This window comes from Pseudarthrobacter siccitolerans (assembly GCF_001046895.1).
In the GTDB taxonomy this organism is placed as follows: Bacteria; Actinomycetota; Actinomycetes; order Actinomycetales; family Micrococcaceae; genus Arthrobacter; species Arthrobacter siccitolerans.
Map to the genome: position 1 here is coordinate 106,126 of NZ_CAQI01000049.1, position 11,961 is coordinate 118,086.

Annotated in this window: 11 protein-coding genes and 1 riboswitch; of the genes, 5 read left to right on the forward strand and 6 right to left on the reverse strand. The window is 66.3% G+C overall.

Features of this window, described 5'->3' with window-relative positions:
* Window position 1: 1 nt before the first annotated feature.
* Together gcvP and ARTSIC4J27_RS16395 are read right to left on the reverse strand one after the other, a co-directional pair.
* Window positions 2-2,962 (reverse strand): aminomethyl-transferring glycine dehydrogenase, encoded by a 2,961-nt coding sequence (gene gcvP, locus ARTSIC4J27_RS16390; protein WP_235436731.1) that lies wholly within the window; start codon window positions 2,960-2,962, stop codon window positions 2-4.
* Between the two features lie 174 nt (window positions 2,963-3,136).
* Window positions 3,137-3,235: riboswitch (glycine riboswitch) on the reverse strand.
* A gap of 91 nt (window positions 3,236-3,326) precedes the next feature.
* The gene (locus tag ARTSIC4J27_RS16395; RefSeq protein WP_050056289.1) at window positions 3,327-3,866 is read right to left on the reverse strand and encodes a TetR/AcrR family transcriptional regulator; all 540 of its coding nucleotides are present in this window, start codon (window positions 3,864-3,866) and stop codon (window positions 3,327-3,329) included.
* Between the two features lie 66 nt (window positions 3,867-3,932).
* Here ARTSIC4J27_RS16395 and ARTSIC4J27_RS16400 point away from each other — a divergent pair, with 66 nt between their 5' ends.
* The gene (locus ARTSIC4J27_RS16400) at window positions 3,933-5,513 is read left to right on the forward strand and encodes an MFS transporter (protein ID WP_050056272.1); all 1,581 of its coding nucleotides are present in this window, start codon (window positions 3,933-3,935) and stop codon (window positions 5,511-5,513) included.
* A 101-nt stretch (window positions 5,514-5,614) separates the two neighbouring features.
* Here ARTSIC4J27_RS16400 and ARTSIC4J27_RS16405 read toward each other — a convergent pair whose 3' ends face one another.
* Window positions 5,615-6,094 (reverse strand): Dps family protein, encoded by a 480-nt coding sequence (locus tag ARTSIC4J27_RS16405; protein WP_050056273.1) that lies wholly within the window; start codon window positions 6,092-6,094, stop codon window positions 5,615-5,617.
* 214 nt (window positions 6,095-6,308) lie between these two features.
* On the opposite strand from ARTSIC4J27_RS16405, the gene ARTSIC4J27_RS16410 reads away from it, so the two are divergent.
* Genes ARTSIC4J27_RS16410 through ARTSIC4J27_RS16420 form a run of 3 tightly spaced genes read left to right on the forward strand, consistent with a single transcriptional unit; the run spans window position 6,309 to window position 9,954 of the window.
* Window positions 6,309-7,337 carry a nitrilase-related carbon-nitrogen hydrolase gene (locus ARTSIC4J27_RS16410; RefSeq protein WP_050056274.1) on the forward strand — a complete coding sequence of 343 codons (1,029 nt, stop codon included), beginning with the start codon at window positions 6,309-6,311 and terminating at the stop codon, window positions 7,335-7,337.
* A 41-nt stretch (window positions 7,338-7,378) separates the two neighbouring features.
* Entirely contained in the window at window positions 7,379-8,404 is a 1,026-nt protein-coding gene (locus ARTSIC4J27_RS16415; RefSeq protein WP_083435514.1) for an agmatine deiminase family protein, read from the forward strand.
* Complete coding sequence (locus tag ARTSIC4J27_RS16420) at window positions 8,401-9,954, forward strand: APC family permease (protein WP_050056276.1); 1,554 nt, start codon at window positions 8,401-8,403, stop codon at window positions 9,952-9,954. Before ARTSIC4J27_RS16415 ends, ARTSIC4J27_RS16420 begins: the two co-directional genes overlap by 4 nt.
* A gap of 69 nt (window positions 9,955-10,023) precedes the next feature.
* Here ARTSIC4J27_RS16420 and ARTSIC4J27_RS16425 read toward each other — a convergent pair whose 3' ends face one another.
* From ARTSIC4J27_RS16425 to ARTSIC4J27_RS16435, 3 genes are all read right to left on the reverse strand, one after another.
* On the reverse strand, window positions 10,024-10,572 hold the full coding sequence (locus ARTSIC4J27_RS16425) for an AMIN-like domain-containing (lipo)protein (protein WP_050056277.1): 549 nt from the start codon (window positions 10,570-10,572) through the stop codon (window positions 10,024-10,026).
* 288 nt (window positions 10,573-10,860) lie between these two features.
* The gene (locus ARTSIC4J27_RS16430; protein ID WP_050056290.1) at window positions 10,861-11,163 is read right to left on the reverse strand and encodes a DUF4193 domain-containing protein; all 303 of its coding nucleotides are present in this window, start codon (window positions 11,161-11,163) and stop codon (window positions 10,861-10,863) included.
* A gap of 92 nt (window positions 11,164-11,255) precedes the next feature.
* Window positions 11,256-11,459: a hypothetical protein gene (locus ARTSIC4J27_RS16435; protein WP_050056278.1), complete on the reverse strand. Its 204-nt coding sequence runs from the start codon at window positions 11,457-11,459 to the stop codon at window positions 11,256-11,258.
* Between the two features lie 191 nt (window positions 11,460-11,650).
* Between ARTSIC4J27_RS16435 and ARTSIC4J27_RS16440 the strand changes: the two genes are divergently transcribed.
* On the forward strand, window positions 11,651-11,961 hold a 311-nt coding region (locus ARTSIC4J27_RS16440; protein WP_152683902.1), incomplete at its 3' end, for an FAD-binding protein.

Genomic DNA, 11,961 nt, shown 5'->3' on the forward strand with positions numbered 1-11,961 from the left:
GTCAGCCTTCCGAGCCGTTGGTTGAGCTTGTCGAAACCTCGAACTCGGAAAGCGGCGGGCAGGAGCAGATCAGGTTGCGGTCTCCTGCTGCGCCGTCGATGCGGCCCACCGGGGGGAAGTACTTGTCCTGCTTGAGCGACTTCACCGGGAACACCGCCTGTTCGCGCGGGTAGGCGCGGTCCCAGTCGCTGCTGATGGCGGCGGCCGCGGTGTGCGGGGCGTTGCGCAGCGGGCTGTCGGCCACGGAGAACTCGCCGTGTGCCACCTGGTCGATTTCGGCGCGGATGGAGATCATTGCCTCGATGAAGCGGTCAATCTCGCCGAGGTCCTCGGATTCGGTGGGTTCCACCATCAGGGTGCCCGCAACGGGGAACGCCAGTGTGGGCGCGTGGAAGCCGTAGTCGATGAGGCGCTTGGCCACGTCTTCTGCGGTGACGCCGGTTTTGGCGGTCAGCTCGCGCAGGTCGAGGATGCACTCGTGCGCCACCAGTCCGCCTTCACCGGTGTACAGGACCGGGAAGAAGTCGTTCAGCCGGGCGGCGACGTAGTTCGCGGCGAGCAGGGCGGACTTGGTGGCTTCGGTGAGTCCCTGGCCGCCCATCAGCTTCACGTAGGCCCAGGAGATGGGCAGCACGCCCGCGGAGCCGTACTTGGATGCGGAGATCGGGACGTCGTTGCCTTCCGTCCAGGTGGCCGCATTGCCGGGCATAAACGGTGCGAGGTGTGCTTTGGCCGCAACCGGGCCGACGCCGGGTCCGCCGCCGCCGTGCGGGATGCAGAAGGTTTTGTGCAGGTTCAGGTGGGACACGTCGCCGCCGAACTTGCCTGGCTGTGCCAGCCCAACGAGCGCGTTCAGGTTGGCCCCGTCGATGTAGACCTGGCCGCCGGCGGCGTGGATGGCGTCGCAGACTTCCCGGACGTCGGCGTCGTAGACGCCATGGGTGGACGGGTAGGTGATCATGATGCAGGACAGGGCGTCCTTGTTGGCCTCGATCTTGGCGTACAGGTCAGTGTGGTCGATGGTGCCGTCCGGCGCTGTGGCCACCACAACAACCTTCATCCCAGCCAGCACGGCGGACGCGGCGTTGGTGCCGTGCGCCGACGCGGGGATCAGGCAGACGTTGCGCTGCGCGTCCCCGCGGGAGTGGTGGTAGCCGCGGATCGCCAGCAGGCCGGCGAGTTCGCCCTGGGAACCGGCGTTGGGCTGGATGGACACCTGGTCGTACCCGGTGATTTCAGTCAGCTGTGCTTCCAGGTCCGCAATCAGCTCGCGCCAGCCTTCGGTCTGCGAGTCGGGGGCGAACGGGTGGATGGAGGCGAATTCGGGCCAGGAAATGGCTTCCATCTCGGCGGTGGCATTCAGCTTCATGGTGCAGGAACCCAGCGGGATCATGGTGCGGTCCAGGGCCAGGTCCCGGTCGCTGAGCTTCCGGATGTAGCGCAGCAGCTGCGTTTCGGAGCGGTGCGTGTTGAACACCGGGTGCTGCAGGAAGTCGGAGGAACGTTCGACGGCGGCGTCCAGGGCGAAAGCGTCACCCCCGGCTTCAACTGCGGAGGCGCCAAAAGCTTCCAGCACCCCGGCGACGATTGCCAGCGTCGTTGTTTCATCCGTCGAGAAGCCCACTGTGTCCGCGTCGATGCTGCGCAGGTTGATGCCCCTGGCCTCGGCGGCGGCGACAATGCCCGCGGCCTTGCCTGGAACGGAGACAGTGACGGTGTCGAAGAAGCTGGTGTGCAGCACGTCGAAGCCGGCGGCCTTGAGGGATGCCGCGAGGGTTTTGGCGTGGGTGTGCGCGGACCGGGCGATTGCCTTCAGGCCCTCGGGGCCGTGGTACACCGCGTACATCGAGGCCACGATGGCCAGCAGCGCCTGGGCCGTGCAGATGTTGGAGGTGGCCTTTTCGCGCCGGATGTGCTGCTCACGCGTCTGGAGGGCCAGGCGGTAGGCAGGTACTCCGACGTTGTCCTTGGAGACGCCCACCAGGCGGCCGGGCATGGAGCGTTCCAGGCCCTTCTGTACCGCCATGTAGGCGGCGTGCGGGCCGCCGTAGAACAGCGGGACGCCGAAGCGCTGGGCTGACCCGACGGCGATGTCCGCGCCCTGCTCACCGGGAGGTGTGATGAGGGTGAGCGCCAGGAGGTCGGCGGCAACAGTGACCAGGGCGCCGCGTTCCTTGGCCTCGGCGATGACTGCAGTGTGGTCGAAGACCCGGCCGGAGGCGCCGGGCTGCTGGAGGACAACGCCGTTGATGGCGCCGTCCGGCAGTCCCTTGGCGAGGTCGGCGACTTCCACCTCAAAGCCGAGCGCCTCGGCGCGGCCCCTGACGATGGCGATGGTCTGCGGCAGGCAGTCGGCGTCCAGCACCGTCTTGCCGTCCCGGGCGTCTGCGTTCTGGCCTTTGGCCTTATTCGCCCGGCGCATCATAAGCACGGCCTCGGCGACCGCGGTGGCTTCGTCCAGGAGGGAAGCGTTGGCGATGGGCAGACCCACCAGGTCCTGGACCATGGTCTGGAAGTTCAGCAGCGCCTCGAGGCGGCCCTGGGAGATTTCCGGCTGGTAGGGCGTGTACGCGGTGTACCAGGCGGGGCCCTCGAGGATGTTGCGGCGGATCACCGGGGGCGTCACGGTGTCGTAGTAACCCTGGCCGATCATCTGCACGGCGGTCTTGTTCTTCGCGGCGAGCCGGCGCAGTTCTGCGAGCGCCTCCACTTCGCTGAGGGCGCCGGCAAGTTCCAGGGCCGAATCCTGGCGGATGTCCTTGGGCACGGCGGTGTCAACGAGTGCGTCCACGGTGTCATAGCCCACGGCCTTGAGCATGGTGTCGACGTCGGCCTGGCGGCGGGCTCCGATGTGCCGGTCAACAAAGGTGGCAGCCGGAGCAACAGCGGCCGGGATTGCAGAGGCTGGAACGGCGGAGGCTGGGGAGGCGGAGGCCGGAATAACAGTCACGAGGAACTCCATAACTAAGGCGGCGCAGGGTACGCCACATCGATTCGGGTCCTCCCCGCTCTGTAACTGGACCTGAGAGTTTCCGCGGTACCGGCTTTCGCCGGCCCCGCTTGCACCGTCGGTGAGCGGCAGTCCACGTATCCGGACGGATACCGGGGCGGACTGCCTGCTGCTTTCCAGAGGTGCCTCGCCGCGGCGGTACATGGGCCTGTGAGATTCCTGGGGAGGTATTGCTCCTACGGCGCCTGCTTGTACCTTCTGGCAGAACTCTCCCGCCGCAGATCAAAGGCTATTCATTTGGATTGTGCCGGCGGGCCGAAGACGGCCCGCAACGGTCCAATTCTCCTATGCCGCCGCCCCCGGGGCAAATGAACGGCTAGCCCCGCAACCGCTCGACGGCGGCCAGCAGTTCGTTCACATCCGCTTCGCGGTTTCCGGCGTTTCCGGACGGCCCGCTTTCCCACATGGCGTTGAAGTACAACCCGTCCCCCATGTAGAGCACAGCTTTTGCCATAGCCGGACCTACATCCTTGCCAATGAGCTCCAGCCACTGCTGCTGGATGGCCGCGAAGCGGCGCCGGGCCTCCTCGTGCGCCACTTCGGCGAGGCGCGTCGCAGCCACGAAGGACCGGTCCATGGGGGTGTCGGACCAGAGCGACGACCGGATGAAATAGGCGGCAGCCCCTTCGGGCGCCGCTGCCATGGCAGCCAGGTCCTCCCCCGCCAGGCGGTCCAGCCGCTCGAGGGTCGCGGCTATCAGTGCTTCCTTGTTGGGGAAGTGGTACAGCAACCCGCCCTTGGAGACGCCTGCCCGTTTCGCCACCGCATCCAGCGTGGCGGCACGTTCCCCCACGTCGATAAGGAGTTCTTCAAAGGCATCGAGCACTGCATCCCGTGCCACGGGTTTTCTGGCCATGGTTCCAATCATGCATGGTCGGGTCGGCTATTCTTAACTATACCGTCTGGACGGTATAGTTATTTCATGACCGCTTCCTCCGCACCCCAGCAAGACCGCACCCACCTGGACGCCGCACCAAGCCAGCCGGCGGCTCCACGAAGGGGTACCCTGCGTGACTGGATCGCGCTGGGACTGCTCATGTTCCCGGTCCTCCTCGTCGCCGTCGACAACACAGCACTGACGTTTGCGCTGCCCGCGATTGCCCGCGCACTGGGCACCTCGGGCGTCGAGCTGCTCTGGATCGTGGACGCCTACCCGCTGGTGCTGGCGGGACTGCTCGTGGCCATGGGAAGCCTGGGTGACCGGATCGGGCGGCGCCGGCTGTTGATCATCGGCAGCATCGGCTTCGCGGCAGTGTCAGCCGCGACGGCATTCGCCCCCGGCTCCAGCTGGCTAATAGCCGGCCGTGCAGCCCTGGGCCTCTTCGGCGCGATGCTGATGCCCTCCACTCTGTCCCTGATCCGCAACATCTTCCCGGACCCCAACCGCCGCCGGCTGGCCATCGCCATCTGGGCCGCCGGGTTCTCCGGCGGCGCCGCCCTGGGCCCGATCTTCGGCGGCTGGCTGGTGGAACAGTTCTGGTGGGGAGCGGTTTTCCTGGTGGCGGTGCCCATCATGCTGCCGCTGCTGGCCTTCGGCCCGGCGTTCATTCCGGAATCCCGCGACCCGTCACCGGGCAGGGTGGATGGGCCGAGCATCCTGCTCTCACTCCTGACCATGGTGCCGGTGGTGTACGGCATCAAGGAGTACGCCACCGAAGGCCCGGGCCCGCTGGCGCTGGGAAGCGTAGCTTTTGGGCTGGTCATGGGCGCCGCCTTTGTCCGCCGCCAACACCGGCTGGACAGCCCCCTGCTGGACATGTCCCTGTTCCGCAACCGGGTGTTCAGCATGGCTATCACGGCGAACGTCCTGGCCCTGTTCTCCTTCAACGGCTTTATCCTCTTCCTGGCCCAGCACCTGCAACTCCTTGAGGGGATGTCCCCTTCGGCGGCAGGAATGGCCATGATTCCGGCCCTGGTGGCTACCGTGGCGGCCGGCCTGGCCGTGGTGCCGCTGGTCCGGAAGATCCGTCCCGGTTTCGTGGTGGGAGCCGGACTCGGCATGAGCGCCGCGGGGTACAGTCTGGTGACTTTCGGCAGCCATTCCAACGGGCCCGCGCTCCTGCTCGCAGCGCTGCTGGTCCTGGCGCTGGGCGTGGGGACCGCGGAGACCATCTCCAATGACCTCATCCTGGGCAGCGTGCCCGCGGAAAAATCCGGTGCGGCGTCGGCGATCTCCGAGACGGGGTACGAGGTGGGCGCCCTGCTGGGCACCGCGGTGCTGGGCTCGATCCTTACGGCCTCCTACCAGCACAACCTGCACTTGCCGGCTGGCGTCGCGGAAGCTGCCGGCGGCCAGGGCACCGCCCATGCCGGCGAAACCCTGGCCGGGGCCATGGAGCTGGCAGCGGGACTGCCTGCTCCCCTGGCGGATGCCGTCCGGCAGGCTGCCGGCTCAGCCTTTGACTCAGGCGTGCACGTCACTGCGGCGATCGGGCTGGTACTGATGGCGACGGCGGCAGTACTTGCCGCCGTCGTCCTGCGGAAAGTGCCCAAGGCCAGGTAGGGCTGCGAGCCGGCAAGGATGCTTCCCGCCAAAACGCAGCGCCCGGCTCCGGACAGGAAGTCCGGAGCCGGGCGCTGGCTGGCTACGCGTGCCGGAACGGGCTACTTCGCGTCCGGGGCGGTGACGCTCGCGGTGGCCTTCATGGTCTCGGCATTGACCATCCACGCGAACTGCTCAAGTTTGGCAATGAACTCATGCAGGAGGTCCGCGGTGGTGGGGTCTTCCTCATCCACCTCGTCATGGACCTTGCGCATAGTTCCTACCGCAGCTTCAAGGGCGGCAACAATGCGCTCGATCGCGTCCTTGGTACTGATGAGGCCCTCGGGAAAAGGAGCGAGGCTGGTGGATTCAGCCACGGTGGAGCTGCGCCCGTCCGGCAGGGCGTGCAGTGCCCGCATCCGCTCGGCAGCATCGTCAGCGAACTGGCGGGCGGCCTCCACGATCTCATCCAACTGCAGGTGAAGGTCACGAAAGTTGGTTCCCACAATGTTCCAGTGGGCCTGCTTGCCCTGGATGTGCAGTTCAATCAGATCCGCGAGCACAGCCTGCAGGTTGTTGGTCAGTGTCGGTGAAGCTTTCATGCATCCTCCTCGATTGGTCCAGTAATCCCGACGCTACCAGCCCTTCAGGGCGCAACAGGGGGACGCGCGCCAATTTCTCAGTGAGCTTACTAATTCCCGATCGGCCGACATAAAAGAACGTGATTCATATTCACCCTTGCATCAGGACCCGTCGCCCCTCATACTAAATGAACGTCATTCATTTAGTGACCATCGTCTCACTGGAGTAGCAAACATGATTGAAATTTCCTGCCTCGGCGCACCCGCTTCCCTGGCCCGGACAACGCCGTCCGCCCGGCCCGCCCTGCGCGTCGGCGTGGTCCAGCACCGGTGGCAAGCGGACAACGCCGCCGTCGAAGCCGAACTGGACGAGGGCATCGGCCGGGCCGCCCGGCTGGGAGCCTCCGTGGTCTTCCTGCCGGAGCTGACGCTTTCGCGCTACCCGGCAGACACCCGCCCGCACAACGACCCGTCCGAGGGTCCCACCCGGACCCGGCCCTCGGACACCGCCGAAGACCTGCTCACCGGCCCCACCTTCCGCTTCGCCGCCGATGCTGCCCGCCGCCACGGAGTGTCCGTGCATGCGTCCCTGTACCAGCGTGCCGTGGACCCGGACGGCACGGACGACGGCCTGGGCTTGAACACCGCCATCCTGGTCTCCCCTGAAGGAGAACTCCTGGCCCGGACGCACAAGCTCCACATCCCCGTCACCGCCGGATACTACGAGGACAAGTTCTTCCGCCAGGGGCCCGCAGCCACCGACGCCTACGAAGTCCACGCTCCCGCGGAACTGGGCGGCGCCCGGCTGGGAATGCCCACCTGCTGGGACGAATGGTTCCCCGAGGTTGCCCGGCTGTACTCCCTGGGCGGGGCGGAAATCCTGGTCTACCCCACCGCGATCGGCTCCGAACCGGACCACCCGGACTTCGACACCCAGCCCCTGTGGCAGCAGGTCATCGTGGGCAACGGCATCGCCAACGGCCTGTTTATGATCGCCCCGAACCGCTGGGGCAGCGAAGGGACCCTGAACTTCTACGGCTCGTCCTTCATCTCCGACCCCTACGGCCGCATCCTCGCCCAGGCGCCGCGGGACGAGTCAGCGGTCCTCGTGGCCGACCTCGACCTGGACCAGCGGAAGGACTGGCTGACCCTGTTCCCGTTCCTGGCCACCCGCCGCCCGGACACTTACGCCCGCCTCACCGAACCCGTCCGCCCGAACGAACTCCTGGGCGGCGAGCGCGGCTTCGCAGAGGCGTGCTCATGACCGCCGCGCAGCAGTCCGCGGCCAGCGCCGGGCAGTGGCGGATGCCTGCCGAAACTGCCCGCCAGGAGCGGCTGTGGATGGCCTTCCCCGCCGGCGGCTACACCCTTGGTGAATCGGCGGAGGACGCCCATGCGGCCAGGTCCACCTGGGCTGCCGTGGCGAACGCTGCCGTGGAGTTCCAGCCGGTCACCATGGTGGTGGATCCCGACGACGTTGATACAGCCGCCACCTACCTGCACCCTGACGTCGAGGTGCTTGCCGCCCCGCTGAACGATGCGTGGATGCGCGACATCGGGCCCACGTTCGTGCTGGACGGCGACGGCCGGCTCGGTGCCGTGGACTGGGTGTTCAACGGCTGGGGCGGCCAGGACTGGGCGCAGTGGGACAAGGACGCGCTGGTCGCCGGCGAGGTGGCCGCCAGGTCCGGCGCCCGGCACATCGTGTCGGCGCTGGTCAACGAGGGCGGCGGCATCCAGGTGGACGGCCAGGGAACCGTACTGGTGACCGAAACCGTGCAGCTGGATCCGGGCCGCAATCCGGGCCTCAGCCGGGCCGACATCGAGCAGGAACTGGCCCGCACCATCGGCGCCACCCACGTGGTGTGGCTGCCGCGCGGCCTGACCCGGGACTCCGAGCGGTTCGGCACCCGCGGCCACGTGGACATCGTGGCCGCGATCCCCTCGCCCGGCACACTCCTGGTCCACTCGCAGGAAAACCCGGAACACCCCGATTTCGAGGTCTCCCGGGAAATCATCGACTTCCTCCGGGGCACCACCGACGCCGCCGGCAGGCAATGGAAGATCATCGAAGTCCCCGCCCCGGAAACCCTGCGGGATGACGAGGGCTTCGTGGACTACAGCTACATCAACCACGTGGTGGTCAACGGCGGCGTTATCGCGTGCAGCTTCAACGACCCCCAGGACGACAAGGCACTGCAGATCCTTGCGGAGGCCTACCCCGGACGGCGTATTGTCGCCATCGACGCACGCGAGCTTTTTGCCCGCGGCGGGGGGATCCACTGCATCACCCAACAGCAGCCCGCTGCCTCCCAGAAAGTGGTGTCATGACAGAAACCATCCGCACCGGTCCCGCTGCCGGCGGAACCGGAAAGACCGGAACTGCCGCCGGAATCTCGCCCAAGGGCCTGAAGGGCGGGCAGCTGGGACTCCTCGCCGTCGTCGTCCTGGGAATCTCCACCATTGCCCCGGCCTACACGCTCACCAGCGCCCTGGGCCCCACCGTCAACGAAGCCGGACTGCAGCTGCCCGTCATTTTCCTCATCGGGTTCATTCCGATGATTTTGGTGTCCCTGGCCTACCGGGAGCTCAATGCCGACTCCCCGGACAGCGGCACCACCTTCACGTGGGTCACCAAAGCGTTCGGGCCCTGGGTGGGCTGGATGGGCGGGTGGGGCCTGCTCGCGGCCAACATCATCGTCCTGTCCAACCTGGCCGGGGTGGCCGTCGACTTCTTCTACCTCTTCCTCTCCCAGCTCACCGGTTCAGCCGAACTGGCTGACCTGGCGGCCAACAAGCCGCTGAATGTGCTCACCTGCTTTGTGTTTGTGGCCCTTGCCGTGTGGGTCAGCTACCGCGGCCTGCACACCACCAAGCTGGTCCAGTTCGGCCTGGTGGGGTTCCAGCTGCTGGTGCTGGGACTTTTCGTGGGCATGGCGTTCGCCAACTGGTCCACCTCGGAAACGGCCATCCCCTTCAGCTGGGAATGGTTCGACGTCACGAAGATCGAAACGTTCGGCCAGGTGGCCGCCGGGATCTCGCTGTCCATCTTTGTGTACTGGGGCTGGGACGTCTGCCTTACCGTCAATGAGGAAACCGCCAACGGCAAAAAGACTGCCGGCCTCGCCGGTACCCTGACTGCCCTGATCGTCCTGGCGATCTACCTGCTGGTCAGCATCGCCACCATGATGTTTGCCGGTGTCGGAGATACCGGCAACGGGCTGAACAACACCGACATCCACGAGAACATCTTCACGGCCCTGGCCTCCCCGATCATGGGCCCGTTCGCCATCCTGATGTCGCTGGCGGTGCTCTCCAGCTCCGCCGCCTCGCTGCAGTCCACGTTTATGTCACCGTCGCGCAGCCTGCTCGCCATGGCCCACTATGGGGCGCTGCCGGAGCCGTTCAGCCGGGTGAGCAAGCGTTTTGCGACGCCGGGCTACGCCACCGTCGCCGCCGGCATCCTGTCCGCGGGGTTCTACGCCGTGATGCACGTGGTCAGCGAAAACGTCCTGAACGACACCATCCTGGCGCTGGGCCTGATGATCTGCTTCTACTACGGGCTGACGGCGATCGCCTGCGCCTGGTACTTCCGGAACAGCGTCTTCAGCAGCCTGCGCAACTTCATCCTGCGGCTGCTCTGCCCCGTGCTGGGCGGCGTGGGCCTGTTCGTGGTGTTCCTGCAGACCGCCGTGGACAGCTGGGCTCCCGAATTCGGCAGCGGCTCGGAGGTGTTCGGCGTGGGCCTGGTGTTCGTCCTCGGGGTGGGCATCCTTGCCCTCGGCGCGGTCTTTATGCTGGTGATGTCCCGGGTTCGGCCCGGCTTCTTCCGCGGCGAAACCCTGAAGCAGGACACCCCGGCCCTGGTGGTCCCGGAGTAGGAGTCCTGCACCCGCACCAAAAAGGTGCCGTACCCCGGATCAGCGGGGTGCGGCACCTTTTCGTTTCCATCACCAGAAGTGGGCCACGTCCACTACCAGGCGGGAGCCCGGACCAGGTCCGTCAAGGGTCAGGACCCGGAAGGGCAGCCGGGCACGGACGCCCAGGCCAACGCTGGTGTAGCCTTCGAAGCTTCCGGCGTAGACCACCTGCCGGAAGGTCTGGTAACCGGCAACGTTGGACAGCTCAGCCTTCGCAGCCGGGTTGTAGGTGACGTTGCCGTTCTGGTCATAGGAGGGCGCATTCACGGTGACCTGCAGGCGTGCCCTGCCCTGCACCGGAATGGTGAAGCCCGAACCGTCCTGGACAATCTCCGGGACGTAGCGGACGGTGTAGCCCGTGACGGGGCCATTGAGGTCAACAACCATCCGGTCGAAGCAGTAGTGCTGCCCGGTGCGGACGTTGGTGACGGAAGCGGTGCTCAAATCCGGCGCGGTTTTGGCCAGGGACCCCCATGCGAGCCCGCAATACGAGGTGGCTGCCGAGGCGGGCCCCGGTGCCAGGATTCCCAGCCCGACGGCCGCGAGGAGCGCCGTGAGCCAGAGGAGGAGTTTCTTCATTGTGGGTGCCATCCAGAGGAAGTGGTGCGGTTGGATAGCTCAAGCGTAGGAGTGTCAGGTGCCCGAAACGAGGGTTGTGGCCGCTTCGGCGCGGAACCGTAAGGAACGCCTGGCCCGGGTCACGCACCTGTAAATCCGGCACTGGTTTTCCGCTGTCCTTTACCCTTCCGGTGCCGTTTCTGGACCCGTCCGTTACGCCGGATAACGCCGGTGCTGGACAAACGGAACAGCGCCGGCCGCCCGAGGGGCGGCCGGCGCTGTTGTGCGCTGTTTCGATGGCGCGGAGTTTTAGCCTTCGCATTCGCGGCAGTACTTCATGCCGTTCTTTTCGCGGGCCACCTGGGACCGGTGGCGGACCAGGAAGCACGATGAGCAGGTGAATTCGTCTGACTGCTCGGGAACGACGATGACGGTCAGTTCCTCGTTGGAAAGATCGGCGCCGGGCAGGTCGATGCCCTCGGCCGTGTCGTTCTCGTCAACGTCGATGACAGCCGTCTGCGCGTTGCCCCCGCGTGACGCCTGGAGGGCCTCCAGAGAGTCTGCGGGGGACTCTTCTTCCTGCTTGCGTGGAGCATCGTAATCGGTAGCCATAGCGAGTTCACTTTCGTTGCTGCACAGCGCCATTTCAGGCACCTCAGTGAAGCAGTTTAGGTCATAATGCCCTTACCCGCGCAATAGTGTGTTCAACCAGACAATCCAGTCTGCCGGGCCGCGGTTTCCCGGTGCTTTTCGCGGGCCTGTTCCACTCCCGCGGCCACTCCGCTGAGTGCCGGCAGCCACCCCCACCGGGTGGCATCCGCCATGGCATCGGCAGCATGTTCCGGGGTCTCGAAGAAGAAGGTGTCCGCCAGCCAGGCCCGGGCCCGGGCGGGAAATTGCGTTGTCATGCCGTGAGGCTACGCAGCCAATGTTGTGGGGGCGTTTCGTGCTGGTCTCGTGCAGATTAATCCGCCAGGCCACGAACCGGACAGGCAGCCTTTAAAAGAAGTTGTTGACCCCTCCAGGGGCCGATCCTACAATCACGGCATCGGTATTCCCGCTGGACGTATTACCGCCTTTTGATCTGGAAGTATCAGCGATGGCCACAGTTCATGAACACCTTCCGGAGCCGGACGTCCAGCAGTCGCTGCACGAGTTGCGCGGGAAGCTGAAGGGATCGTTGATCGAACCAGAGGATCCCCTGTACGAGGAAGCCCGCACGGTGTGGAACGGCATGGTCGATCTGCGGCCGCGTGCCATCGCCCGGGCAGGTGCCCTGTCGGACATCGATACGGTCCTGGCCAGTGCCCGGCGCAGCGGGCTCGCACTGGCCGTCCGCGGCGGCGGGCACAACATCGCCGGCCACGGCACGGTCGACGGCGGCCTGGTCCTTGATCTGGGCGCCTCCGG